We start from the raw sequence: 25371 nt of genomic DNA, 5'->3' as shown, positions 1-25371 counted from the left end.
CAATATGAACGGATTCAGGGGGTGGCCGTGGCAGGACTCGAGTGGCGCAGGACAGGCACGCGGCAGTGGCGCGGTGCGCGGGCATGCGGGGTGCTGCTCTCGCTGGCCCTGCTGGTGTCGACCGCGGCCTGCTCTCAGGGGCCCGATGACCAGGAACTGCGCTCTCTGGCAGTCTCGGACGAGGCGCAGGCCAGGAGAGCAAAGCAAGAACGGAAGCTCCAGGCGCTGGTCGATCGCCTCCGTTCCGTGACCGGCCTCGACCATGCATTCACCCGCTTCAGCGACGACTGCGCCAGACCCGGCTCGCAGGCTCTGTGGGGCTCGGACGACCCCGAACACTCCCTCGTCTGCGACATGGAGGCGGTGGCCTACTTCGGCGTCCGGGACGACATAGTCGACGTCCTTCCCAGGATCCGCGCAGCCTCCATCGCCAAATGGGGGCAGCAGGACCAGAACGGCGAAGACGTGCCGTACGCGGGCGGATCGGTGCGCTACGCGCTGGATTACTACCGCAACCACGGCAAGTATCCGGACGGACGGCCGATGCCCAAACCGGAACTCGAAGCCGATGGCCTGACGGTCACGTGGGATGTGGCGCCCTACGCGCCGGTCGAAGAGGCACCTGCATGCCCGTCGCCGGGGCCCCTCTACCTCCGCTGCGGCATCACCCCGGACGCGACTGCGACCGTTCGTGCCGTACGCGCCAAGTACGGAACCGTGCTGGCATTCAACATTGGCCAGAACGCGTACTCGTCCTGGCGCGGCTACTACACCGTGCCTCGTAAGCGGTAACCGTCGGCCGGGATCCCGGCCGACGGTCTGTGGGGGCCCCATGAGGCGCAGCGCGGTACGGCCCCGGCCCGAGGCTGTCCGCTACCTGAACAGGCGGTCACCGCTGGTGGCCATGCGGTGGGTGCCGCTGTGGCGGTTCACCCAGTCGCGGATGAGGTTGATGGCGTTGGCGCACTGCCAGCCGTTGTCGTACTCGTGCTCTCCAGTGAAGTTGCCGTAGCCCGCGATGATGCCGTCCACACGTGCATCGCCCAGCAGTTTGTCGACGTACCACGGGTCGTTGTAGGTGGTCGTCCAGGACAGCGTGGCCGCGAGCTGTCCGGCAGCGCGGTCACCGGCGCCCTTCTTCAGCTCCGCGCACGTGTAGTAGGTGGCTTCCGTGCAGTTGCCGAATCCGTTGGGGATGTTGCCGTCGCCGTAGTCCATCACCCGGTGACCGGTGGGGAATCCGGAGCCAAACCGATTGAAGGCGTCGCGGACCTTGTCGCGGGTCCCGGTCGTGGTGATGCCTTCCAGCGGGCCGAGCGTGCCTTCCAGGCTCTTCCAGCCCCTGCCGCCGACGTCCGGGTTGCTGCCGCCGTGGTACTCGTAGAAACCGTAGAGCACCTGGATCCCGGCAGCCGTCAGCCGCTGCGCCTTGTCGTGCAGTCCGGCGACGCTGCACGCACGGTTGGGCTTTTCTCCGCAGTAGTTCGGGTCCTTGATGTCCAGCCAGACCAGCGACAGCCGGCGTCCGGCTTTGGCGTTGGAGAGAATGCGATCGATCATGCTGTCGAAGCTGGGGCCCCGCCGGTTGTCACCGGCCGAGGAACAGTCGTGGTAGGCGCGCCATTCGTTCGGGTTCCACCAGGCACAGACGTCGACCTCGATGGCGTTGGCGCCGTGGTTGAGCGCGGCGTCCACGCCGTCCAGGGTGTCGACCCGGTGCGCTATGGCGTAGATCGCCTGACGCTGATCGGCTGCTGCCGCCGGGGTCGTACTGAGCGCGGTGGCACCGATGATCCCGCACAGTGCCGCCATCAGCGCCAGTAACCTCCGCGGGCCGGTGGCATGTCGAAGGTGAGTGGTCAAGGAAGGCACTCCTTCATGTCGGTGTACTGAAGCGGACTCCGATCTCACCAACTGCACGTTGACATGTGAAAAATGGGCGATAAACGAAGTCTGCACGCGGCCCCGGGGAGTGTCTCCTTGAGACCCACAGTCGACAACCAAGGTTTACATGACGTCAATCGTTAACTAGAGTTGTCGCATGCTCTCCTTTGAGATCACTCCCGAAGAACAGGCGGAGCTCGACAAGGCTCTCCATGACGCCCTCAATCCCCTCGCGTCGGCTTTGCGCTCCCGAGCATCAGGGCTGCCCGAAGACCGCATGTGGGAGGCGGACCCCGTCGAGGTGACGCTGTCCGTTCTGGCCGCGTGGAAGGTGATGGATGCGGAGGTCAAACGGCTGACGGCAATCGCGGCAGGCACAGCCGGGTCCTACGGCGCGAGCTACGAACAGATGGGCGCCGTGTGGGGCATCACCCGGCAGGGCGCCCGCAAGAAGTGGCCCGATGCCGTCAGCCGCCCAGCGACCACAGCAGCGCGGACGAGCAGCCCACTCGAACTGTGCGGCGGAACGGCCGAACTGACGCAAGAGCCCTCGTCCGGCGGCTGGCGGTGGACCGGCAAGGGCGCGGACGGAACGCAGGGGGAGGCCGACGCCGGCACCTCGTACGCGACGAAGGAGGAGGCCGCGGCCCATGCGGGGGCCTTCCTGAAGGAGCACACCGTCATCCGGGCCTGAGGCCTGCCACTTTGGCCATCTGCGGGGACAGATGAGGATGGCGGCGAGGTGGAGTGCAGCCTGGTCGGGCCCTGGTCACCGACCGGGCAGACACATCCGATCAACTGCTCGGCCCATCAGAGAGGCACGCCTTAGATTGCGTCGTATCTGGCGGACATCTCATTACGGGGGCACACATGGCTGACCGCGAACCGATACCCGCACCTGACGGCCGGGTGGCGGCTCTGGCGGAGCAGGCACGGCTGGGACGCTGGCGGATGGGGGCCGGGGACAGGAAGGGGCTCATGGGCAAGCGGTGGGGCGAAGCCCGGCTCCACCTCTACGAAGAGGGCCTGGTCGTCACCGACCCCGGCGGCGGGGAGTGGGTGTACCGCTGGGAGACGACCAGCGTGTACCAGCACCTGGCCACCCTCAACGGCGCGATCCAGGACGCCACGTACATGCTGGTCGGCCCGGACGGGGCCGCGCTGTCGGTCGGGCGCGGCGGCAACGGCAGCTTCAAGCGCGAGCTCCCCGGCCTGGGAGTGACCTCGCACACGCGCGGCCCCTTCATCGTGTACGAGGGCCAGTGGGGCCCGGAGATCCAGAAGGGCGTGCTGCGCACCCAGGGGAACGCCGCGCTCGAACGGCTGCAGCGAGGTGAGACGTTGACGTATGGCTCTGTCTCCTTCGACCGGAACAGCGTGTCGATCAAGGGGAAGTCCGTGGGCTGGACGGAGGTCGCCGCCACTCAGGTCCTGCATGGGAGCCTGTACTTCAACAACGCCCGCAATCGCGGTGTGCTGTCCTGCGCCGTCCCCAAGGTCGCGAACCTGTATCTGCTCATCGCGCTGGCGGATCGACTGAAGGGCTGACGCAGCAATCGGTGAGGGCTGCGCCACCTGCGTCGCCGAAGAGACCTTCGGATGGGGACAGGGGACCGGCGGCCCGATGCCGTGCGCTTCGGGGGCGGCCGCCGCTCCGGCGAAAACACCTGGTGGGATCGCGGGGCGGCGCGCTACGATCACCGCGATGATTACTCCTTCTGGTAACAGAATGGGGGCCCCGTCCGCGCAAGGTGAGTGCTGATGCTCACTCAGACCGCGACAGGGGATCCCCGCCTTTCCTTCTGGCTGCGCGTGCGCGAGTTCGCCGTGCCGCCGTCCATGATCGAGACTGCGACCGCCCGCCGCCACACCGGCGACTGGGCGGGGGCGTGTGCCGCCGCAGCCATCGATGTCGACCTCGACCTCCGTTCCGTGGCACGTACCCATGGCCGGGATCTCGCGGCCCGGGTCCGGGCCGACCTCCGCCATCTGGCGCCCGACCTGCTGCGCTGGCACATGCCGAGAGTCGCTCCCGACGGGCTGCTACGCCCGGGACTGACCATCGCGCTGGCCACGTACGACGCCGCGGAGCGTGACGGCGCGAGTCCTGTGCACCTCGTGGTCCGGACGCCGCCTGCCTGGGCGGACGCCGGCCAGCGGATCAGCCTCGCGCTGTGGGACGGTTCGCACGCCGAGCCGGCCGCACGCCATCACCCGCATCCCCACCCCGACCGGCGGTTCCGCCTCGACCTGCACCGCCACCTGTGGGACGCGCGCAGGACGGGTGAGCTGCGGGTACGGGCCGGGGCCGGCGAACCACCGGGGGAGGGTAGGCCGGTGCTCGAGTCGGGGGCCGTGCCCCATGGTTACCGCTGTGCCGCCGACCGGTGGGCGGCCGAGGCGGGGATCCTGCTCCGCGCCGAGGGGCAGTCCGCCGGTGCCGTGACCGTACGGCTCGCATCCCGGCACCGGCTGGTCCTGGACCTGACCGCGGCCGGGGACGGGCACGGCGCCGCGCCGCCCGTACTGCGGATCGCGGTGGCGGACACGGCCGGCGACGTGTCCGCGCTGCCCGTCCTGCCCGACGCGGCGACCTGGGTGCTGCCCGACCTGGAGCTGCTCCGCACCGGCGCGATCGACGTCGACCGGCTGCATCCGTTGGTCGCCTCGGCGCTGGCACCGGACCACTCACCGGCCGGTCCGCCCCGCACTCCTGACGGGCCCGGACAGCCGCGCCTCGTGGAGTGCCGGGGAGCCCGGCACCGGATCGGTCTGGTCGACGGGGTACTGGTCCCACTCGACCATGACCCGGCCGAGATCCGCCGGGAGGAGTTGCTGGTCGCCCTGACCGGCACCCCGCTTCCCTGCCTGCGGGCGATCGACGAGGCGCACCGCCGTCCGGACTGCCTCGCCGGCGTCCGCGAACGTCTGGACCACGGAGACACGGCCGGTGCGCTGGCCGTCGTCGAGGGCCTGCTGGGCCCCGACGCGCTGCTGCGCGCCGGGGCGCTGCGGGACGAACTCGAGACGGCCGCGCTGCGGCGGATCACGTACGGGCTGTACCGGGCGGGTCTGATCGGACCCGGGCCCGGGCCCGGCCGCGTCCGCCCCGAAGGCCGTCGTCGCCGTTCCCGCGGCCGGCGCTCACACACCTCTCACTGACTCGTCACCGGCGCGGGGCCTCCCCCCCCCTGCCCTTACTTGCCCTCATTCGGCTCACCACGAACCCATAGGTGATCAAACATGTCCACTTGCGCCCCATTCGCTGCCCCCGACGCCCCCGCCTCCCAACTCGACGTCGCCGGCGAGCTGCTGGTCCTGCTCCGCGACGCGACCACCGAGCCGCGCCCCGACAACCAACTGGAGGCCCTGACCCTGGCCGTGGCCGCCGACCTGCCCGTCCTCCTGTGGGGTGAGCCGGGGATCGGCAAGACCGCGGCCCTGACGCAGCTCGCCGAGTCCCTGGACCTTCCGCTGACCACGGTGATCGCCAGCGTCCACGAACCGTCCGACTTCTCGGGCCTGCCCGTCATCGGGGACGATCCCGCCGAGCAGGGCGTGCCGATGGCCCCGCCGGACTGGGCGGTGCGCCTGGTACGGGCGGGCCGGGGGCTGTTGTTCCTCGACGAGCTGTCCACCGCGCCGCCGGCCGTGCAGGCCGCCCTGCTCCGGCTCGTACTCGAGCGGCGGATCGGTGCCCTGCGACTGCCGCCCGGCGTCCGGATCGTGGCCGCCGCCAATCCGCGGGGCTCGGCCGCCGACGGCTGGGAGCTGAGCCCGCCGCTGGCCAACCGGTTCGTCCACCTCCAGTGGACGCACGACCACGAGGTCGTCGTACGCGGCCTCGGCGGGACCTGGCCCCGGGCGACGCTGCCGCGGCTCGCCCCGGAGAAGTTGCCGGAGGCCGTGGACTTCGCCCGCCGCGCGGTGTGCGGGCTCCTCGCCGCCCGCCCCAAGCTCGTGCACCAACTGCCCAGCAGTGAGACGCGCCGGGGCGGCGCCTGGCCGTCACCCCGCAGCTGGGAGATGGCCCTGTGTCTGATCGCCTTCGCTACGGCGGCCGGTTCCTCCCGGGAGGTACTGTCCTTGCTGGTCAGGGGCACGGTGGGAGACGGTCCCGGGCTGGAGCTGCTGGCGAGCCTGGACCGGTTGGACCTGCCGGATCCCGAAGTGCTGCTCGCCGACCCGGCTGGTGCCGTTCTGCCCGAGCGGGGCGATCTGCGTCAGGCCGTGCTCGACGGTGTGGTGGAGGCGGTCCGCAGCCGTCCGGACAAGGCCCGCTGGGACGCGGCGTGGGAGCTGCTGGTCCGGGCGGTGCAGACCGGGGCACCGGACCTGGTGGTCGTCCCCGCGACCACCCTCGCCACGCTGCGGCGCGAGGACTGGGACGTCCCGGCCACGATCGAGGGGCTCGCGGGAGCGGTGGCCCTGTCCCGGCGGGCGGACCGCGCGGCGGAGCAGGCGACGGCCCGGGCAGCGGCCGCCGCGAAGGTACGGCGATGACGCGGGACGCGCAGAGGGCGACGGGGACGACGGGCGTACCCAAGCCGCGGGCCGCACCCCAGCCGCGGGCCGTACCGGACGAACCGCAGGCACTCGACCTCGACAAGCTCTTCGCCGCCCGGCTGCACGCCGCCCGGGTCCGGCCCTACCTGGCGACGGCCCTGTTCGCCCTGCACACCGTCGAGTCGCGGCGGGTGCCGACGATGGCCGTGGACCGGTACTGGCGGTGCTACGTCTCCCCCGTGTTCGTCGACCGGACGCCGGTGGAGGAACTGGCCGGGGTGTGGGTGCACGAGGTGTCGCACCTGCTGCGCGACCATCACGGGCGCAGTGACCGCGTCGCGCGCGAGCGCGGGCTGACCGGCCCGGGCGAGCGGCTGCGGATGAACATCGCCGCGGACTGCGAGATCAACGACGACGTGTTCGGCGACGGGCTGGTCCGGCCCGAAGGCGCCGTCGACCCGGCGTCGTTGGGGCTGCCCGAAGGGGAGCTCATGGAGGACTACCTGCGCCAGTTCCGCCTCGGGCCGCGCATGGGGGACGCGGCCTGGCTGGACTGCGGCAGCGGCGCCGACGGAGTGGAACGGGAGTGGGAGCTGGGGCCGGACGGCGCGCACGGCCTCAGCGAGCAGGAACGGGATGCGGTGCGGTTCCGGGTGGCCCAAGGCATCACCGGCCGTCCGGGGAACGCCCCGGAAGGGTGGCGGCGGTGGGCGGAGAAGGCGTTCCACCCGCCGCAGCCGTGGCGGGAGTTGCTGGGGGCGGCCGTCCGCTCGGCGGTCTCCGGCTCTGGCGCGGGCGAGGACTACACCTACGGTCGGCCGTCGCGGCGGTCCGCCGGGGTGCCCGGCGCCGTCCTGCCGAGCCTGCGGCGCAGGCCGCCCCGGGTGTCCGTGGTCATCGACACCTCCGGCTCGGTCAGCGACGCCGAACTGGGCAGCGCGCTCCTGGAGGTCGCCGCGATCTCCCGTGCCGTGGGCGGCCGTCGCGACCTGGTCACCGTGGTGCCGTGCGACGCGGCGGCCCGGATCGCGCACCCGCTGTGCCGCGCCGAGGGGATACCGCTGGTGGGCGGCGGAGGAACGGATCTGCGGGCGGGCTTCTCGAGGGCGCTCAAGGCCGGGCCCCGTCCGGATGTCGTCGTGGTCCTGACGGACGGGCAGACGCCCTGGCCGAGCACTCGACCGGCGTGCCGGACGGTGGTGGGCCTGTTCCCCCGGCGCCGGGGGAGATCGTCCTGGAACGAGGACGACCCTGAATACGAGCCGGACGCGCCGCCCGCGTGGGCGCGGGTGGTCGACATCGGCTCCTAGAAGGCGCCCTGTCCGTTCGACCTCAGGGGGCGGGGGTCAGCGAGCAACGGTTCAGTAGCCGGACAGTTCCTTATAGGCGCGGGTGAAGGCGTACAGCAGCCTGTTCCTGCTCCGGACTGCCATCTCCACCACCTGGCCATCCAGGCCCGCCAGCTTCTGGTTCTTGCTGATCCTGTCCTTGAGGCCCTTCGTGTCGATGGGGCTGTCGGCGGTCACTTCCTTGGCGGCCAGACTCCGGAGCACGCTCAGGTCGGTCACTTTCGCGTAGACGAGTTCGGCCAGGGCCAGCTTCACGTCAGGGTCCAGTCCGTACGCCGTGGCGACGCGGTCCTGCCACTCCTGCTTCCTGGCATGGCTCTGTGCGAGGTCGAAGAGCTTCTTGAGTGTGTCCTCGGTGACGGCCTGGCCCTTGCTGTGTCCCCCGACGTTCGTGCCGACCCGGTCCATGTCGGTGGAGATCGCGTACCGGGAGTCGAAGCCCTCTTTCACGTTGTCACGCTTGGAGCGCAGCGAGTTCACCAGCTGCTCGCCCTCCAGCTTGCCGGTCCCGAAGGAGATGCCGTCCTCCAGCTGGTCCATGTCCCAGTCTGTCTTCACCTTCACGAAGGTGTTCGGCTCGGGGTAGTAGACGGAGCCCGGATTCACCTCGGCCATGGCGTCCCGAACGGCGAGGTCCACCTGATTGGCGTGCCAGATCAGGACGCCTTCGTCGGTGTGCTTGGTGCCCTCGGAGGCCGTGTAGCCGCCGCTGAACAGGTCCATCTCCCCGGTTTCCAGGACCTTGGCGGCTGCCGAGAACAGCGGTCCCTCCTTGGTGTCGAAGGACTGGGTGTCGGAGTCGCCGGTGTGCAGATAGACGTGGTCGCTGCCGCGATCCGTCAGTCCCCGGACCAGTTCGTTCACCACGGGGTGGCGCAGGATCCGGTCCCTGATCTCGCCGTAGGGAATGGTGGCCTGGTTGATGTTCGCGGTGGACGAAACCCTGTGGTCGGCCCAGGTGAATCCGACGACCTCGACCCGGAACCGGTTGTTGTCCCAGCGGCTCATGAAGTCGTTGATCTTGTTCGTGAGCAAGGTCTCCTTGGCAGCCGCGTTCTGCCCCTGCTGGAGCCAACAGTTCACCCCGATCACCAGGGCGAAACGGTCCACGGGCGCCGTCCCCCCGGTGAATCCCGTGTTGTACTTGTCGGCGATCGCGAAAAGGTCCAGGTTGTCGCTGAGCACGGCCGGCACGAGCGCGACCGTCCCCACGCCTCCGGGTTCGGCTTCGCCCTGTCCGAAGGCGCCGGCCCGCGCGGATGCGTTGAGGGGGGTGATCTGCCCCGCCCGCTGTACGGCCAGCGGCCCCGCCGTCAATGCCCTCGACGCGGATCGCGGCGCTGAGCGCTCCACCGGCCGTTGGACCGGGCCCGCCGGGATGGGGCCGAGGCTCATGGCGCGGGTGGCGTTGGCCTCGGCCGCGCGTTCGAACCGGTCGGACGGGTCGCTGACCTTGAGGCCCGCCCCATTGTCGCTGCCGGCGACGGGGCCTTGGCGTTGCTGGATGACGTGGGTGAGTTCATGGGCGAGGGTGTGTTTGTCGCTGCCGCCGTCGCCGATGACGATGTGGTTGCCGTTGGTGTAAGCGCGAGCGCCGATTTCGGCTGCGGAGGCCTTCGCGGCGGCGTCGGTGTGGATCCGGACGTCGGAGAAGTCCGCGCCGAGACGGGCCTCCATGTCGGTACGGACGGCATCGTCCAAAGGCCGCCCGCCGGCGCGCAGAACGTCGTGGACGGCAGAACGCTGGACCTGGTGGCCGCAGTCGGCACCGTGCTGGTGCTGCTCTTGGGCCCAGGGGTGCCCGGCCTGGCGGAGCATCTGTACAACGGCGGTGTTTCCGGCCGTACTTTGAAGAGCGAGGAGGCCAGCGGCCCGGGTGCGTACTTCGGCCTCAGGCTTGCGGGCGGGGGTTCGCCCGCTCGTGGTGCGGGCCGGGGAAATCTTGTCGTGGTCGCGCAACGAGGGCCTCTTCCCGCATCTGGTCGGCGACTACCTCATGCAGTCCTACTGGATGGCGACCGAGAAGGTCAACCACTGGTGGCTTGCCATCGCGCATGGGCCCTTCGCGACGTGACCGCACCCTGGGAACACCCTCCGTCTCCGGGTAAATTGGACCTTTTGGCGGGGGCTTCATCGACCGCGGAGGGGCGGGCGGATGCGCTCGTACAGGGGGCAACACCTCGACGAAAGCCATCGGACGGGTTCAGCGACGCTCACCGGCTCCGCTCACCGGACCGTGACAAGGCCATCGACGCCGCCGGCCGCCGGCTTGACCGGTCTGCAGACCGCCGTCGGCAACCAAGCCGTGGCTCTGGTCGTCGAGCAACGCGCCGCGAGGGTTCGCCTCGGCGAACTGCTCACCGGACGGGACAGCGGCACCCGGCAGACCGGCACCAGCCATGTCAGGGACGCCCTGACCCGGCGGCTCACCGAGGGTCCGGTGTTCAGCGCCGACGAGCTCCGGGACATCCAGCTCCTCTCCCGGTCCCCGGAGTGGCTCGACGACGTCGGCATCGGCCGCTACGAGGACGCCGAGAAGTACACCGAGAAGGGGGACTACCGCGGCTGGCTGCAACTGCAGCCCGGTCAGCGCCTGCTCATCGCCACCCTGGAGTGGACGAGGCGCCGGCCGGAAGAGGACCGGCCCACGCCCACCAGCCCCGCGTACACCCTCGGCCGCCACCTGGCCCTGCGCGGCGGCAGCCTGTCCGATGACGAGCACAGGAGCGCCGAAGAAGAACGCGACCGGCAGATCCACGGGGCCTTCGTCGACACGCTGGATCCCCGCGCCGCCCCCGTCACGAACGACCCGGACGCGTGGCGGAAGGACACACGGGCCCGGACCATCCTGACCCGCGTGTTCCTGATCCTGCAGAACGGCTTGAAGGTGTACAAGGAGGGCGCGGATCACATCGACTTCCGGGAAGGAGACGTCGCCCGGGCGCTGGCCCACGGTGGACGGGTCAACATCCGGATCCCGCAGCTGGAGGTCAGGGATTCCGCCTTCGCGCTCACCGACTGGCTCGGGCTGACCCGCGACGGCGGGCATGATGTGAACCCCGCGGAGCGACGCGCCTTCGGCACCCACCACATGAAGATCGGTGAGAACAAGTGCGGTGTCGCGGGGAAGTTCGAGGAGCAGGGCGGCACGTTCGCATCGCTGAAGAACGTGGTGCAGCCCGGCAAGAAGTTCGAGCGGGTACGGCTCTACGGCCTGGATCTGGCCGCCGGTGGCCTGGGCAGCCGCGACTTCAACGGCGACGTGGTCCTCCCGGACGGCGGGCACGGCCACATGTTCCTCGGTTTCACCCCGCCGCGCCGCAACCGCGACGGTGCCCTGCAGGTGGGAATCGAGACCACGTCACCGGGTGGCCCCAGCCCGGTCGGGTACCAGCACACGTGGCGCTCCACCGAGGCCACCGCCAACCCGGAGTCCAGCTTCTACGGGCACAAGAAGGACAAGATCGGCGAGGGGAAGCTGGCCGTGAACCAGCGCTACGTCAACCTCGGCGAGTTCCGGACTCCTACGGGCGGCGGCTGGATGCGGTTCCTCGAGGAGCTGAAGCAGGGCTGGGCACAACGGCTGGCCGCGGCCGAGACCGATCCCGTCGCACGGCGTGCGCTCTACTCGGAGCTGACCGGCCGCCGCCGGGACGAATGAGGTCTTGTCCTCAGCCGGGCTCGTGCAGCCCGCGGGTGGCGTCGACGTTGCGCTTCGTGATCTCGCCGGCGAGGCGGTCGACGATCCTGCCGTGGAGCGGATCGAACTCCGCCAGGACCAGCTCAGGGAGCGTGCCCAGGTCCCGGTGGCCGTCGGCCTTGATGGAAAGCCTGATCCTGTCCGGGAACAGGGTCCCGCCGGGGGTGACTTCGAACCGGGCCCAGAAGTGCCGGGCGTCCGTTCTGGCCCACTTGGCGATCATGTCCTCGTAGGGGATCATCGCGGAGTTGGTGACGTAGGTACCGGCCACCAGGTTGGTCGCGTCGGTCGACCCGCCGATCCGCGCACCCTGCACGTGCAGCCATTCCCAGTTCTGCTCCAGATCGTACGGAGCGCTCAGGAAGCGCTTGGCGTAGGCCACCACGCCCAGAGCGTTCCAAGCGTTCATCGCGCTGTCCTGGCCGGCTCCGCGGTCCACGGCGGTCAGCTCCGTGCCCGGCACCCAGCCGCTGTCCGAGCGGGGGGCGGTCAGCCGGGCGTACTCGCTGTGCAGTGCGCGCTGCGTTTCCCCATCCATGCCGGGATCGAAGAACTCGGCGTCGCCGAACCGTCGGTTGGCGATGCGAATGCGGTGCGAGGCGGAGCGGACCGTGCCGGCCGTGGAGACGTACATGAGCCGCGTGCGGTCTCCCGGGAAGCGGCCTTCGTACTCGAAGAAGTTGGCACCGTTTTCGTTGTTTCCGAAAAGCGCGTGCCGTTGTTCGTACTGGCGCTCGCCGAGACTCTCGTATCGCACGCCGTCGAAATGACCGGCCGTGTCCTCGTCGATGCCGAGCACGTGCAGGGCCTGGTCGCCGGACAGGTCCAGGCCGTACAGATACCCTTCCGCCCGCGGCACACGCGAGCCGCCCGAGGTGTTCCAGATTTGCGGACCGTGCCTGATGATCGCGGCGACGAGGCCGGGCGTGGCGCGGCCCAGGGCTTCTTCGTCGACAGGACTGGTGGTCTTGGCGACGCTGTCGTAGTGGAAGAGGCCGCCGAGCTCGTGCCAGAGGCGGCGCCATTCGGGGCCCTTCTCCCGGTAGGCGCCCTTGATGAAATCGTCGAGGGCGCTCGACCGGACGTCGCCGGCGAAGCCGATGGCGCCAAGTGCGGCCGTCAGCCTGTCGACGCCGCCGTACTCCGCGAAGAGCAGCTTGCCGTCGGACTTCTTCACGAAGGCGTACTCGGCGCCCGGGTTGTGCGAGTCCTGGTAGATCCGCTCGTCGTAATTCGCCAGGTGCATCGCGCGCTGCACGACCGGAGTGCTCGCCGGCGGTGCGGGCACTGTGCCGAGAGGCCGCTGATCCGTCGCTCCCACCGACGCGCTCATGACCCGTGACGCGTTGGCCTCGGCCTCCCGTTCGAAGCGGTCGTCCGGGTCGCTCACCGCGAAGCCATGACCGGTGTCGGTACCCGCCACCGATCCCCTGCGCTGCTGGATGACGTGCGTGAGTTCGTGCGCCAAGGTGGCCTTGTCCGCTCCGTCGCGTCCGATGACGACATGATTGCCGGCGGTGTAGGCGCGCGCGCCGATTTCCCTGGCCGAGCGCTGGGCGGTGGCGTCGGTATGGACGCGTACGTCGGACAGATCGGCACCGAGCCGGGCTTCCATGTCGCTCCGGGTGGTGGCGTCGAGCGGACGGCCGCCGCTGCGCAGCACCTCGGGCACGGCGGACTGCTCGCGGGGCACCCCGCCCGCTTGCAGGATCCTGAGGACCGCGCCGTTTCCGGCCGCACGCTGGAGGGCCAGGAGCAATGAGGCTCTCCCCGGGAGCACCACGGCCGACGCGGGCCCGGCCTGTACGGACCGGGGCGGTTTCCGCGCCGGACGCTGCGACCGATCCGATAATGGATCCCGAGCGCGCATGCTCCTCCTCAAGACGAGACCACCACACCGTGGCCCGTGACGTTGAGCAGCGTCAAGGACGGGCCGTCTCACGCCCGTAAGGTCGTTTCTCGCCACCGGGCTGATATTCCCGTGCGCGGAAACGGTTCTTGAAGGAATTCCGGCCATGCCACTCGGTCATATCAGTGGCGTGTCGGCCCTCTTGACATTCAGTCAGGCAGCGTCAGCGGTAAGGGGACTCACCCGGAATGACCTACACCGGATACCCCTGTTTGCAGCTGAAATGTCATGCAGACCCCGGTACCGGATCCACACCGTCCGGAAGCCCGGGGCCTCACCCCCATGGTGGCCGGTTCGCCCGGGTGCGGCGGCGAGTGCTGGCGGCATACTCTCGACCGGTCGGACGTCGTCCCCGCGTGAATCATCGGTTTGCGGCCCCATTCGGGTGCCTACTGTCGCGCGCCTTCTTGATGTTTCACGCGTCAAACAAAAAGCTGGAGGGGATCGTTGTGCCGGATGTCGCCAGCATCCATGAAGTTCCCATCGGAAGTGGATCTACGGCCTCGACACCGCATTCGGTGGCAGTCGGCAACTTCGGATACGTGTGGGTGACCACCAGCAACAAGAGGGTGTTCCGCGTCCATCCGGGCCAGAACGGGGTCCCCGGGAGCCAGACGGCGATCAGTCATGCCGGCATCCCCGAGCTCACCGCGGGCGTGATGAAGGACCCGGGACCGGATCAGCAGAGGATCTGGTTCGCGGCTCCGGTACGCCAGGACCCCATCGTCTCCATGGAGACCGTGGGGACCTTCCCGACCCGCATCTTCCCTCTGGAGGCGGACGCCAAAGCGGAGAGCATCAAGCTCAGGACAACCAACACCGGCACCACAGACAAGCCGAACAACACGTACAGCCTCCTGTTCGCCGAACCCGAGAACAAATACATCGGGATCATCGCCATTCCCTCCGCGGACGGGCAGATCACCCGGCTGCCCGTCGCCCAGGACACCTGGCTGTGGGACGTGGCGGTCACGACGGCCCCGGACGGCAGGACTCACACCTACTGGGCCACCGGCCAGAAGGGGTTCGGCACTCCCCCCAGTTCGGAGAACGGCCTGTACCGCCGTCTCCCCGGTCAGGTGGCCTGGGAGCGGGTCGAGGTGCTCCGCGGGCCGGAGCACAAGCCCTGCTACATCATCGCGGACACCGAAGCGGTGTGGCTGACCACGAAGAACCCGAACATGGTGATCCGCATCTCTCTCAGCGAGATGGAGGTCAAGAGCCAGGAGCTGGGTACTGCGGCTCCGGAGCAGTTGGCATTCGGCAAAGAGGGCCAGGTGTGGGTGGCCTCCAGTGCAGGCCTGCACGAATTCGACGCCCACCTGTCGGGTCCGGCTCCAGTGGAGCCCCTACCGCAGGGCGGCGGGGCGAAGGGGCTCTGTGTCGGCAGGAACGGAGAGCTCTGGTACACGAATCCCACGCGGAAGACCCTGGGCTGCTACATCCCTCTTCCGCCCCCGTTCGGCGCGGCCACGCTCAGCGGCCGGACCCAGGTGGTGTCGCACGGGGCCACGCAGGTCCAGATGAAGGATGTCGTCGAGCGCCCGCTGGTCGCGGAGTACGTGGCCAACGGCAGGCCGATTCCGGGTATTCCGCTGACTTGCCGCGTCGAAGCGCAGGGAGCGAGGTTCGACGACGGAGCCCAGGAACGCGTGTTGCTCACCGATCAGCGTGGCCAGGTCGTTCTCCCCGACGTGGTCGCCGGGGACGTCGAGGAAACGGCGGTCCTGAGTGTCGGGCTCGGCTCCAGTGAGCCGCACGCCGCCACCACGCTGGAGATCACCCCGGCCTAGCGCGACGCAGCACCTCATCCGGCCCTTTCACCCGTACGGAGGGAACACCGCATGCCGTCCGCAGCGCCGCCAGCCGGCGACCCCGGCAAGTACCCCATCAACGCCACCGCCGTCGACCTGACGTGGAACGGCGACGACCAGAACGTCTGGTTCGTGACCGCCGAAGGCATCATCGGCGTCTTCGAACCCCGCAGCCCGTGGAGCAGCAGTCTCTTCACCCCGGGCTCGGGTGTCACCGGCAACGCGTCCTCCATCGTCGCCTGGCCGGGCCACGGCGTGTGGACCTTCATCACCGGGCAGGAGGACGGCGCCTTCGTCAACTGCGGTCTCAACGGCCTCTACCGGACGTACCCACTGAGCGGCCGGATGGAATGCCGGTCCCTGGCCCTCGCACAGGGCCCCGGTGGACACGCGTGCCTCGTCGCGGCGCTGACCGACTGGAAGATGCTCGCCTTCGTCGCGCCCGGGGGCGCCATCTCCTACTCACGGGGGTACCCGGCGGGCCTGTACGCGGTCGCGGCCGCACAACAGGACCCGGCGCTCCTGTGGATCAGCTCCCCGGGCGGCAGGTCGCTGGCCACCTATGACGTGCGTACCGGTGAGTTCTCCCAGCCGATCAGCATCGGCGCGGAGGCCCGGGACATCGCCGTCACGCCGACGGGCGACGCCGTGTGGGCGGCCACTCCCGACAACGTGCTCTTCAAGTACACCGCCCAGGGCGGCATGGTGCACCGCGTCGAGACCCAGTTCCCGGCCCACCGCCTGACCGCGACGGCGGACGGGACACTGTGGTTCGCCGGCACGGAGGGCAACGCCATCGGGTATGTCCTTCCGGGGCAGACCAGGGCGGCCACGATTCCCATGGGCGAAGGCAACCGGCCTTCGGGGGTCACCGTCTCCGGGGACAGTCAGCTGTGGGTCGCCCTGTCCGGGGAGAAGGCCCTGCAGCGGGTGTCCCGGTACCGGCTCGCCGTGGAGTCGGGGGACGGGCAGTCGGCCGTGGCCGGCCAGCGCTTCGCCGAACCCCTCGTGGTCAAGGCCACGCAGCTCGACGGCACGCCGGTCGGAGGGCAGAGGATCGAGTTCCGTGTGGAGGCCGGGTCGGCGGTCTTCGAGAACGGCGAGCCTGTCGAGATCAGGCACACCGAGGCCGATGGGGTGGCGCCCAGCTCGCTGCTCAAGGCGCTCAAGGAAGGCCCCTGCGTCGTCACCGCACGCTGGGCGGAGACCGAGGCCGTCGCCTCCTTCTCCCGGCTGACCGTCACCCCGCCGGTGGGTGCCGCGCACCACGTCCGCTATGTCTCGGGTGCCGGGCAGACCGTATCCCCGGGGAAGTCCTTCGACGAACCGATGAAGGTCGTCGTGGAGGACGAGAACGGTATCCCCGTGCCGGGCGCCGAGGTCACCTTCAAGATCCGTGACGAGGGAGCGGCGACCTTCCCCGGCGGAGTGGACACGGCGAAGGTGACCAGCGAGGCCGACGGTTCGGCCATGTCTCCTGTCCTGACGGCCGGCGACAAGGCCGATGTGTTCGCCGTACGGGTCTGGGTGGCGAAGACCCCGGTGAGTCTGCTGCTCGACCAGAACATCCAGTGACGGCCGCGTACTGATCGGCCTGCCCGGATCCCGCCCCGGGGCGGGATCCGGGCTCCGGCGGCCATGTGCCCGTATCTCTCGGTACAGACGGAGGAACGCGCCCCCACCATGCCCGATAACGATTCACCGCTGCGCACCGAGTACGACTTCGAACTCCCCCACGGCTATGTGGACGCCGCGGGCACCGTGCACCGCCAGGGCGCCATGCGGCTCGCCACGGCCCGCGACGAGTTGTCTCCCCTGATCGACCAGCGGGTCCGGGAGAACCCCGCCTATCTGGGGGTCGTCCTCCTCAGCCTCGTCATCACGCGGCTGGGGACCGTGAGCGACATCCACGCGGGCGTGGTGGAGCAGCTCTTCGCCAGGGATCTCGCCCATCTCCAGGACCTCTACCGGCGCATCAACGGCCTGGACTCTGGCCACGGCGCCGTCGCCTGTCCCTCCTGCGGGACCAGCTTCGCCCTGCCCGGACCGGCCTCGGGCGGCCGCCTGGGGGAAGCATGACGCACCCGGAGCGCCGGCTCCGTGAGGAGAGCGCCTACATCGCCTATCACTTCCACTGGGCGTACGAGGACATCCTCACCCTGCCGCACGCGGAGCGGCGCGCGTGGGTGCGTGAGATCGCGCGGATCAACTCCTCTATTAGTGAGGGGCGGTGAGCGTGGTGGGCGTGGTGAAGGGGTTGAACCCTTTGAGCCCTTTCAGGCCGGGACGGTGGCGGCGGGGACGGCGTACGGACCCGGCGCCCGCCCCGGCCCCGGCCTCGCCGGCGGCGGGGGCTCCGCCCGGGTCTCCGCCGCGTGCGGACTGGCGCGTGGTCGCGCCCGTCGGGTTGTTACGGACGCCGGTGCCGCTCCCCTGTGGGCTCGTCGGTTTCCGGCAGGACCTCGCGGCCTGGCGCCCGGCGCCGCTCGTCACGGCCGACGGCCGGCTGCTGCCGCGCGGGGTGCCGTTGGCGCTGGCGCCGGCCGACCGTGGCGCTCCACTGACCCCGACCCTTCCCGAAACCGGGGGCTTCGCCCCCGTTCCCCCGGCGGCCGCGAGGCACGTCGCCCGACGGTCCGACGAGTACGAGGTGGGCACCCAGTACGAGGGCGGGGTCGTTGGGGACCCTCGCCTGCCCTCGCAGGGAAGCCGTACGGACCGGCGAGCCCGGAGCGAGCCCGACGACCGGCCCGGCGCCTCGGAGGGTGCGGGACGTCCCGAGCCCGGCGCGCCCGGGCCCGCCGGCGGCCCAGGGCGTCGCCGGGGCCGACGGGCCCGGGGCGAACCCCACGAAGCCGGTGCCTCGGGGAGCCCGGAGCGCGGCCGACGCAAGGCCGCCCGACGGCCCGGCCGTCCTGTGAGCCCTGGGCGCGACGCGGACGGTGGGGTCCGGAGCGAGCCGTTCGTCACCGGCCCCCGGGACGGTTCGGTACGCGCCGAGGGCCCGCGAGGCCCGGGCGAGGTCTCCGGGCCCGGGCCGCTCAGGCACCCGGGTCGCGACCGGGACGACCTCGGCCACCACCAAGCTCACAGCGTGGGCTCACTCGGAGAGCCGGGACGCGACGGGGACCGAGGTGAACCGGGCGGGACTTCCGGCTCCGATCTGCCATGGAGCCTTGGGCACCGTCACGGCCCGTCCTCCCGGGACGGAGGCGGAGCGGACGGCCCCAGCCCCAGCCCCAGCCCCGGCCCCGGCCCCGGCCCGGCAGCAAAGGGCCCGGAACAGCACCGCGCCCGACCGAGCCAGGGCGAAGAACCCAACACCCAATGGACCCCCCGCCACCGCCAGGACCAACCCGGCCGAGTCGCAACAGCCAACCCCGGCCCCTCAAAGGACCCCGGACAGCACCGCCCCCGACCGGGCCAAGGCGAAGAACCCAACATCCCAAGGCCCTCCCGCCACCGCCAGGACCAACCGAACCGGGGCGGCACCGGCGATCCCCGCCCGCCAGAGGCCCTGGGACACCACCTGGACCGACCGGGCCAAGGCGGGCCCCCCGGTCTCCGTCTTCCTTGGAGCCGCAGGCACCGCCAGCACCGATCCGACCAGGACGCGGCCGACGGCGTCGGCACATCAAGGGGCCCGTGGGGCCATCAGGGCCGGCCCAGCCAGGGCGAAGCCCCCAGCTTCGGCCTTCCTCGGAACCCCGAGCACCGCCGGCGCCAACCGGACCGAGCCGCATCAGACGACCCCGGCCCGTCAAAAGGCCCGGGACATCACCAAGGCCGACCGGGACAAGGCGACATCCCCGATCCCGGCTTCCCAAGAAGTCCCGGCCATGCCGAGCCTCAGGGCGGCCACAGCGAGGCCCGAGCGACGCCTCCGCACGGTTCCGGGCGCCCCCCGGACCGGCAGGACCACGACGCGTTCCCCATCACGGCGCCGCCGGGAGCCCCGGAGCATCTCAGCGGCCGGCAGGCCCCCGGCGAAGCGCCCGGGCCCCACCCTCCGTGGGGCCCGGGGCGGAGCCCCGGTTCGGGGAAGGGGCGGGATGGAGACGCCCTCCCCACCGCCGGCGCCCTCCCCACCGCCGGCGCCCTCCCCCCGGCCGGCCCCCGGCACCGACTCGGCGTCGGGGAGCCGCTCCCCCACGTACCCGGCACGGCCATGCCGTTCGTCACCCCGCCCCTCGCCGGGAGCGGACGGCCGCCCGGCGCAGCGGCCGGCGAACCGTCCACCGCCGCTCCCTCGTTCACCGTCACCCCGGCCACCACCCCGGCCCCGCAGACTGCGCGAATCCCGACCCCACCGGACACCGCGGCCATCGCCCGGGAGGTCGCCCAGGAGGTCGTCCGGCGGCACGCCGGGCTCCTGGCCGAGGCCGTGGTTCCGGCCCTCGGGTTCTCTCGGCGGACGCGCCGGGCGGCGACGCGGTGGCAGTCGCAGTCGCCGCCGGCTCGACCGTCGCCGGCGGAAGACAGCCCCTGGGGTACCTACCCACCCCGCTGACTCCCCGCAGACGCCCCAAGCGTCGCCCCCCCGAAGCAGCCGCACCGCCCGACCCCACGGAGTGCTCGCACATGCCGGACCAGCCCTTCGCCGTCAGTTCCCACTTCCAGCTCTCCATAGGCATGCACGCCCTCGGCTCCTTCACATCCTGTGACGGGCTCGGCTGCGCCATGGACGTCGAGGAGCGCGTCGAGGGCGGGACGAACGGGCACGTGTGGCAGCTGCCGACGCGGCTGCGCTACACGAACGTCGTACTCAGCAGGCCGCTGACGCAGGAGACCGTGCTCGTCTGGGCCTGGATGCGGGCGCAGGTGATCGAACCGGTGCGGCTGCCGGGGCAGCTCGTCGCCCTCGGCCCGGACCGGCAGCCGCTGGTGCGGTGGCTCCTCGACGGCGTGCTGCCGGTGCGCTGGAGCGGGCCGACGTTCGACGTGGACCAGTCGCAGCCGGCCCGGGAGACCTTGGAGATCACCCACAACGGCTTCCTGGGCATCACCGTCTGACCCGTCCAAACATCCGAACCGTCCGACCCGTCCGAACCGTCGAGAGGACCACATGCTGTCCGAGCTCCTGGGAGGCGCGCCGGTACGGGCCGCCCTCGTGATCTACGACCCGCCGACGGGAACCGGCAACGCCCCGGGGCCGGAACGCGGCCGCGTCCGCTTCCACTTCAACCCCGACCGGGTCCAGGTCGGCAAGCGGGCCCGCTGGGACCGCAGCCCGGCGCCCTCCAGCGAGGAGGCGCCACGGGCACAGTTCGTGGGGGCTCAGCCGCGCACCATGACGCTGGAGGTGTTCCTCGACGCGGGCGACTTCCGCTCCAGCGTGCAGGACCAGGTGGAGAAGCTGCTCGGCTGCTGCGCCCCGACCGCGCGGAGCGCCACGGCGAAGCCCGCGTCGGCGCCCTGGGTGCGGCTGGAGTGGGGGCGTTCGCGCACGACCGCGTTCCTCGCGCTGGTGACGCAGGTCGACGCGGCGTACACCCGGTTCGGGCACGACGGGACACCACTGCGCGCCACCTGCACCGTCTCCCTGGAGGAGGTGGGCGGCGCGACGCCCCGGCAGAACCCGACGTCGGGTGCCGACGGGCCGGTGGACACCCATCTCGTGGTGGCGGGCGACACCCTGGCCGGACTGGCGTGGCAGGCGTACGGCGACCCCACGAGGTGGCGGGCGATCGCCGAGGCCAACGGCGTCGACGATCCGGCCCGGGTGCCCGTGGGCACGGTGCTGGTCCTGCCGGTCCTGGAGGAGCGTCCCGCGGGAGGTGCCGGGTGACGGAGAGGCTCTACGCGGCGGAGCCGGTCGTCGCCTTCGGCTCCCCGCTTCAGGAGTTGTGGGCGGAACGCCTGGTGGAGGCTTCCGTGGAGACGTCGGTGGGTCTGCCGGCCCGCGCGACCTTACGGTTCCGCGATCCCGAGCACCGCCTCCTGGCGGCGGCGCGGATCACCGTCGGGGCGCCGCTGACCGTAGCGGTGGCCGCCGCACGCAGCCGCACCCGGGTGGTGATCTTCGACGGCGAGGTCACGGCGCTGGAGACCGAGGTGGACGCCGACGGGACGTTCACGACCGTACGGGCCACGGACCGGGGGCACCGGCTGACGCGGGGGCGGCGGGTGGCCGCCTACGTCGACACCACGGTGGCCGAGGTAGCCCGGCAGGCCGCCTCCCGGCACGGGCTGACGACGGGCCGGATCGACGCCGAGCGCACCCGCATCCCGCACCTGGCCCAGCCCAACCTGACCGACTGGGAGTTGCTGAACCATCTCGCCGACCAGCACGGCCTGCGCCTGACGGTCGACGGGAGCACCCTCCACATGCTCCGCCCGGCCGCCGCCGACGCGGCGCCCGCGCCCGGCACGGGGGCGGACCGGAGCCCGTTCGTCCTGGAACACGGGGTGAACCTGCTGGCGCTGCGCGCCGCCGTGTCCTCCGAGAACCAGGTCGCCGAGGTGGAAGTCCGGGGCTGGGATCCCGACGGCAAGGCCGCGCTGTCCGCGAAGGCCGGTGCGGGCGACAGCGAACGGCTGCGCCTGGGCGTCACGCCCGCGCGGCTCGGCAAGGCCTTCCCCGGGCCGGCGCCGGAACTGCTCGTGGGCGGCCGGGCCCACACCACCGCCCCGCAGGTGGACGCGGCGGCCCGCGCGGTCGCGGCGGAGTCGGCGGCCGCGATGGCCACGCTGGCCGCCGAGGTCGCGGGCGCCCCCGAGCTGCGGGCGGGCGTGCCGGTGACCCTGGCCGGAGTGGGTGAGCCGTTCGCTGGCAAGTACACCATCACCTCCTGCGGTCACGTCTTCGACGGGGACCAGGGCTACCGGACCCTGGTCCGGGTGGGCCCGCTTCCTCCGCCCGTCGTGCCCTACCCGCCGCCACTGTGCGCGCCGGGCGTGGCGGTGGGCATCGTCACGGACATCAAGGAACCGGGGAAGGGCCAGCGAGGAGCCGTACGGCTGCGTCTGCCGTGGCTCTCCCAGGACTATGTGACGGACTGGGTCCGTACCGTCCAGTGGGGCGGGGTCGATGGCGGTGGCGTCTTCGCTCCGGAGGCGGGGGACGAGGTCCTGGTCGGCTTCGAGCACGGGCGGCTGGACCGGCCGTACGTCCTCGGCGGGCTCTACAACGGCATCGATGCCCCCACCGACCACGGCCTGCCGCTGGTCGACGCCGGTACGGGCCGGGCCAACAGGAGTTCCCTGGCGTCCCGTTCGGGCGATCGTCTCGAACTGCTCAGCGCGATCGACGGCCCTCAGGGCGTCCGGCTTCTCAGCGGCGACGGCAAGCTCGTCACCCACCTGGACCGGAAGGACACCACCATCGCCTTCGCGGCGGGGGAAGGGGAGAAGACCGTACGGGTCTCGCTCGACGGCCGCGGCGACGGCACCCTGACCATCGACGCGGGCGAGACGGGCACCCTGATCCTCAAGGCCGGCACGGTGACCGTCACCGCGGCCGGAAGCGGCGGCGGGCAGCTGACGCTGGAGGGCGCCACCGTCACGGTGAAGAGCGGCGGCGAGCTCAAGCTCGAAGGGCAGCGGACCACCATCACCGGCAACACCGTCGACATCAACTGACCTGGCACGGACGGGAGACGACCGTGGACATCATCGGCGCGGGGTGGGCGTTCCCCGCCGTCATCACCGGCACCGGCCGCGTGGGCCTGGCAACCGGCAGCGACGACGTGGAGCAGGCCGTGCGGATCATCCTGTCCACCGCGCCGGGCGAGCGGCCGATGCGGCCGGAGTTCGGTTGCGGTATCCATGGCCTCGTCTTCGACTCGCTCGACGCCACGACCGTCGCCCGCGCCGATGTGGAGGTGCGCCGGGCACTCGACCGGTGGGAGCCGCGGATCGAGGTCGACGACCTGCTGTTCAGCACGGACACCGTGGACATCGGCGTGCTCTACATCGACATCCGCTACCGGCTGCGCGCCACCAACGAACCCCGCAACCTCGTCTTCCCCTTCTACACCCTGCCCGGAGACTCCCCGAGTGAGTGACCTCCCCATGGCCGATCCGCCGACCGAACGATCCGCTTTGTCCGATGCGTCCGACGCGTCCGGCGTTCCCGTTCCCGACCTGGACGACCTGCGCTTCCAGCCGCTCGTGGACGCCGCCAAGCGAGCCCTGCCGCAGCGCGCGCCCGAGTGGACCGATCACAACGTCTCCGACCCCGGCGTCACCCTGATCGAAGCGTGCGCCGAGCGGACCGACCAGCTGCTCTACCGCGCCCATCGCATGACAGACCGTCAGCGCTTTGCCCTGCTGCGCCTCATGGGCATCACGCCGCTCCCCGCCTCACCCGCCCGGATCACCGTCCTGCTCGCACGCACCGACGCTACGACCGGGCGCCGCGAGATCCCCGAGGGCACCGAGGTCAGGACCAAGGGCGAGCAGCCGGTCGTCCTGGCGACCACCGCACCGCTCACTCTCGACGAGAACCAGTCCACGGGAGTGGTGGAGGCGCTCGAGCAACTCGTTCCGGTCACCGAGGTACTGGGCACGGCCGACGGCCTTCCGGGCGGTCGATTCGCGACGCGCCACCGGCCGTGGCGGTCCGGCGCTCCCGTCACGGAGCCACCGTTCGGCCCGCCGCTGACGGTCCGGGTCGGGGGCGCCGTCTGGCCGGCGGTGCGCACCTTCGCCGAGGCCGGGCCGGACGACCGGGTCCACTGGTGGGACGACGCCTCGTGCGAGGTCGTCCTCGGGCCTCTGGTCCCCGCCGCGGACGGGCCCGAGCAGCACGGGAACGTGCCGCCGGAAGGCACCACGATCAGCGCGGAGTACCACGTGTACCGAGGCCGGAAGGGCGGCCTTCCCCCCGGCACACCGCTGACGATGGTGTCACAGGCCGGGCTGAGCGCCACCGCCCACGGCGTGCTCGCCCCCGCCGAGGACGCGGAGGACTGGCGGCAGGCGCTGGAACGCGCGGGGCTGGGCCTCGCCCCCCTGCGCCGGGCGGTCACCGCCGCCGACCACGAGCAGATCATCGAGGAACACGTGGCCGGGCTGGCCCGGGTCCGGGTCACGGCGCTCACCCGGCCCACCGACTCACGCGTGCCCACCGCCCTCGCGCAACCGCCGCGCCCGGCCGAGGTCCTCGCCTGCGCCGTCGTCGCCCGGCACCCACTGCGGGCCGTGCACTACTTCGACGACGGCGGAACCATCACCCCTCTCCCCCTGCCCCTGGGAGGGCCGGGCGAGCCCGACGACGGTGATGCGGTGCCCCGGCCCGTCGCGGACGCCAAGTGCCTCGACGCCGTCATCCGTACCGGCGAGGGCGAGCCCGGACTGTGGTTCTACGGGACCCAGTGCCTCTGGGAGGGTGAGGACGGTGAGGGCGCGTCACCCCAGGACATCAGCAGCATGTTCCCCGGCCTGCCGGACGACTTCTCGTCGGAGCTCGACGAGGTCGCCGTCCTCGCCGACCCCGCCTCGGCCGACGCGTACGAACTGTTCTTCTTCAAGGGCGAGACCTTCTACCACCGCGCCTACACCTACACCTCCACGTCCACCGAACGGCCTTTCATACCGCAGACCGGCAGCCGGGGGGTGCGGTCCCTGATCTCGGAGGCGTTCCCCGGCCTCTCCCCGCAGTGCCAGGTGTCCCCGGACGCCGTGGTCGTCATCGGCGGCGTCTTCTTCTTCATGAAGGGGACGAGGACCGAGCCGGCCCTCTGGCGTCGCGAGGACGACCCGCTCCACGTCCTCCTGGTGCCCCTCTTCGAGGGCGACCCGGCGCAGGACCCGCCCGGTGACGCGTTCGACGTCCCCCCGGACGTCCTGGACTCGGTGGTGGGCGTCGTCAACGCCTCCCGGCTGCTGGGCGAACGGCTGCGGGTCGGGAAACCCCGCTACCACCGCTTCGGGATCGCGGCGACCGTACGCCCCTGGAGCAGCACGACGGCGGACAAGGAGCGGACCCGGCGGGCGGCCGAACGGGCCCTGCGCCGATACTTCCACCCCACGGCCGGCGGACCGGACGGGCGGGGCTGGCCGTGGGGCCGGCGCGTCCACACGGGCGACGTCTTCACGGTGCTGGAGGCGGTGCCGGAGGTCCGGGGCACGACCGACGTGAGCCTGTTCGCCGACGACGGCGACGGGGCCGTGCCGTCCGTCGAGGTCTCGGACGGCGGACTGGTCCTCCTCGGCGACACGGTCATCGACGTCGACATCACCGAAGGCTGAGGAAGAGAGAGGACC

20 protein-coding genes are annotated in these 25371 nt (G+C 71.3%); 17 read left to right on the top strand and 3 right to left on the bottom strand.

The genetic code is table 11. The annotated features are described in order from the left end of the window. Window positions 1-27 precede the first annotated feature (27 nt). On the top strand, window positions 28-792 hold the full coding sequence (locus AB0G59_RS05790; RefSeq protein WP_360908391.1) for a hypothetical protein: 765 nt from the start codon (window positions 28-30) through the stop codon (window positions 790-792). Window positions 793-873: 81 nt separating this feature from the next. Here AB0G59_RS05790 and AB0G59_RS05785 read toward each other — a convergent pair whose 3' ends face one another. Further along, a complete protein-coding gene (locus AB0G59_RS05785) occupies window positions 874-1872 on the bottom strand; it encodes a phospholipase (protein ID WP_360908389.1) in 999 nt (332 codons plus the stop codon). A 169-nt stretch (window positions 1873-2041) separates the two neighbouring features. Here AB0G59_RS05785 and AB0G59_RS05780 point away from each other — a divergent pair, with 169 nt between their 5' ends. The 5 genes from AB0G59_RS05780 to AB0G59_RS05760 all read left to right on the top strand — a co-directional run bounded on the left by AB0G59_RS05780 (window position 2042) and on the right by AB0G59_RS05760 (window position 7700). Next, window positions 2042-2578, top strand: coding sequence for a hypothetical protein (locus AB0G59_RS05780; RefSeq protein WP_360908387.1), 537 nt, complete (start codon window positions 2042-2044; stop codon window positions 2576-2578). 176 nt (window positions 2579-2754) lie between these two features. Beyond that, on the top strand, window positions 2755-3432 hold the full coding sequence (locus tag AB0G59_RS05775) for a DUF6585 family protein (RefSeq protein ID WP_360908385.1): 678 nt from the start codon (window positions 2755-2757) through the stop codon (window positions 3430-3432). Between the two features lie 213 nt (window positions 3433-3645). Next, entirely contained in the window at window positions 3646-5046 is a 1401-nt protein-coding gene (locus tag AB0G59_RS05770; RefSeq protein WP_360908383.1) for a hypothetical protein, read from the top strand. Window positions 5047-5127: 81 nt separating this feature from the next. Beyond that, window positions 5128-6387: a MoxR family ATPase gene (locus tag AB0G59_RS05765; RefSeq protein ID WP_360908381.1), complete on the top strand. Its 1260-nt coding sequence runs from the start codon at window positions 5128-5130 to the stop codon at window positions 6385-6387. Then, on the top strand, window positions 6384-7700 hold the full coding sequence (locus tag AB0G59_RS05760; protein ID WP_360908379.1) for a VWA-like domain-containing protein: 1317 nt from the start codon (window positions 6384-6386) through the stop codon (window positions 7698-7700). Before AB0G59_RS05765 ends, AB0G59_RS05760 begins: the two co-directional genes overlap by 4 nt. A gap of 51 nt (window positions 7701-7751) precedes the next feature. Here AB0G59_RS05760 and AB0G59_RS05755 read toward each other — a convergent pair whose 3' ends face one another. Beyond that, window positions 7752-9557 (bottom strand): DUF4157 domain-containing protein, encoded by a 1806-nt coding sequence (locus AB0G59_RS05755; protein ID WP_360908377.1) that lies wholly within the window; start codon window positions 9555-9557, stop codon window positions 7752-7754. Between the two features lie 124 nt (window positions 9558-9681). Here AB0G59_RS05755 and AB0G59_RS05750 point away from each other — a divergent pair, with 124 nt between their 5' ends. After that, window positions 9682-9813 (top strand): hypothetical protein, encoded by a 132-nt coding sequence (locus AB0G59_RS05750; protein ID WP_360908375.1) that lies wholly within the window; start codon window positions 9682-9684, stop codon window positions 9811-9813. Between the two features lie 195 nt (window positions 9814-10008). Beyond that, window positions 10009-11400: a PE-PGRS family protein gene (locus AB0G59_RS05745; protein WP_360908373.1), complete on the top strand. Its 1392-nt coding sequence runs from the start codon at window positions 10009-10011 to the stop codon at window positions 11398-11400. A gap of 10 nt (window positions 11401-11410) precedes the next feature. Here AB0G59_RS05745 and AB0G59_RS05740 read toward each other — a convergent pair whose 3' ends face one another. After that, window positions 11411-13309, bottom strand: a complete 1899-nt coding sequence (locus AB0G59_RS05740) for a DUF4157 domain-containing protein (RefSeq protein WP_360908371.1) — start codon at window positions 13307-13309, stop codon at window positions 11411-11413. A 557-nt stretch (window positions 13310-13866) separates the two neighbouring features. Here AB0G59_RS05740 and AB0G59_RS05735 point away from each other — a divergent pair. The 9 genes from AB0G59_RS05735 to AB0G59_RS05695 all read left to right on the top strand — a co-directional run bounded on the left by AB0G59_RS05735 (window position 13867) and on the right by AB0G59_RS05695 (window position 25356). Then, a complete protein-coding gene (locus AB0G59_RS05735) occupies window positions 13867-15141 on the top strand; it encodes a hypothetical protein (RefSeq protein ID WP_360908369.1) in 1275 nt (424 codons plus the stop codon). A 51-nt stretch (window positions 15142-15192) separates the two neighbouring features. Beyond that, the gene (locus AB0G59_RS05730; protein ID WP_360908367.1) at window positions 15193-16737 is read left to right on the top strand and encodes a hypothetical protein; all 1545 of its coding nucleotides are present in this window, start codon (window positions 15193-15195) and stop codon (window positions 16735-16737) included. A 108-nt stretch (window positions 16738-16845) separates the two neighbouring features. After that, window positions 16846-17241 (top strand): hypothetical protein, encoded by a 396-nt coding sequence (locus AB0G59_RS05725; protein ID WP_104531817.1) that lies wholly within the window; start codon window positions 16846-16848, stop codon window positions 17239-17241. Further along, window positions 17238-17396 (top strand): DUF6760 family protein, encoded by a 159-nt coding sequence (locus AB0G59_RS05720; protein WP_177338616.1) that lies wholly within the window; start codon window positions 17238-17240, stop codon window positions 17394-17396. Before AB0G59_RS05725 ends, AB0G59_RS05720 begins: the two co-directional genes overlap by 4 nt. A gap of 2347 nt (window positions 17397-19743) precedes the next feature. Next, window positions 19744-20175 (top strand): phage tail protein, encoded by a 432-nt coding sequence (locus AB0G59_RS05715; protein ID WP_360908364.1) that lies wholly within the window; start codon window positions 19744-19746, stop codon window positions 20173-20175. A gap of 52 nt (window positions 20176-20227) precedes the next feature. Next, on the top strand, window positions 20228-20950 hold the full coding sequence (locus AB0G59_RS05710; RefSeq protein ID WP_360908362.1) for a LysM peptidoglycan-binding domain-containing protein: 723 nt from the start codon (window positions 20228-20230) through the stop codon (window positions 20948-20950). Continuing rightward, entirely contained in the window at window positions 20947-22743 is a 1797-nt protein-coding gene (locus AB0G59_RS05705) for a VgrG-related protein (RefSeq protein WP_360908360.1), read from the top strand. Before AB0G59_RS05710 ends, AB0G59_RS05705 begins: the two co-directional genes overlap by 4 nt. 23 nt (window positions 22744-22766) lie before the next feature. Further along, entirely contained in the window at window positions 22767-23168 is a 402-nt protein-coding gene (locus AB0G59_RS05700) for a GPW/gp25 family protein (RefSeq protein ID WP_086570433.1), read from the top strand. A 37-nt stretch (window positions 23169-23205) separates the two neighbouring features. Beyond that, window positions 23206-25356 carry a hypothetical protein gene (locus AB0G59_RS05695; protein WP_360908358.1) on the top strand — a complete coding sequence of 717 codons (2151 nt, stop codon included), beginning with the start codon at window positions 23206-23208 and terminating at the stop codon, window positions 25354-25356. The last annotated feature ends 15 nt before the right edge of the window (window positions 25357-25371 follow it).

The sequence above is a fragment of the Streptomyces sp. NPDC021096 genome, assembly GCF_040641275.1.
Classification (GTDB): domain Bacteria; phylum Actinomycetota; class Actinomycetes; order Streptomycetales; family Streptomycetaceae; genus Streptomyces.
The sequence above is the reverse complement of the archived record's forward strand: the minus strand, read 5'-3'. Positions and strand labels throughout refer to the sequence as shown.

Excerpts from the sequence above, each read along its gene's own strand:
- AB0G59_RS05775 (WP_360908385.1), top strand. The coding sequence starts at position 2,755 with ATGGCTGACCGCGAACCGATACCCGCACCTGACGGCCGGGTGGCGGCT.
- AB0G59_RS05765 (WP_360908381.1), top strand. The coding sequence starts at position 5,128 with ATGTCCACTTGCGCCCCATTCGCTGCCCCCGACGCCCCCGCCTCCCAA.
- AB0G59_RS05760 (WP_360908379.1), top strand. The coding sequence starts at position 6,384 with ATGACGCGGGACGCGCAGAGGGCGACGGGGACGACGGGCGTACCCAAG.
- AB0G59_RS05730 (WP_360908367.1), top strand. The coding sequence starts at position 15,193 with ATGCCGTCCGCAGCGCCGCCAGCCGGCGACCCCGGCAAGTACCCCATC.
- AB0G59_RS05715 (WP_360908364.1), top strand. The coding sequence starts at position 19,744 with ATGCCGGACCAGCCCTTCGCCGTCAGTTCCCACTTCCAGCTCTCCATA.
- AB0G59_RS05710 (WP_360908362.1), top strand. The coding sequence starts at position 20,228 with ATGCTGTCCGAGCTCCTGGGAGGCGCGCCGGTACGGGCCGCCCTCGTG.
- AB0G59_RS05770 (WP_360908383.1), top strand. The coding sequence starts at position 3,646 with ATGCTCACTCAGACCGCGACAGGGGATCCCCGCCTTTCCTTCTGGCTG.
- AB0G59_RS05725 (WP_104531817.1), top strand. The coding sequence starts at position 16,846 with ATGCCCGATAACGATTCACCGCTGCGCACCGAGTACGACTTCGAACTC.
- AB0G59_RS05720 (WP_177338616.1), top strand. The coding sequence starts at position 17,238 with ATGACGCACCCGGAGCGCCGGCTCCGTGAGGAGAGCGCCTACATCGCC.
- AB0G59_RS05780 (WP_360908387.1), top strand. The coding sequence starts at position 2,042 with ATGCTCTCCTTTGAGATCACTCCCGAAGAACAGGCGGAGCTCGACAAG.
- AB0G59_RS05755 (WP_360908377.1), bottom strand. The coding sequence starts at position 9,557 with ATGCTCCGCCAGGCCGGGCACCCCTGGGCCCAAGAGCAGCACCAGCAC.
- AB0G59_RS05740 (WP_360908371.1), bottom strand. The coding sequence starts at position 13,309 with ATGCGCGCTCGGGATCCATTATCGGATCGGTCGCAGCGTCCGGCGCGG.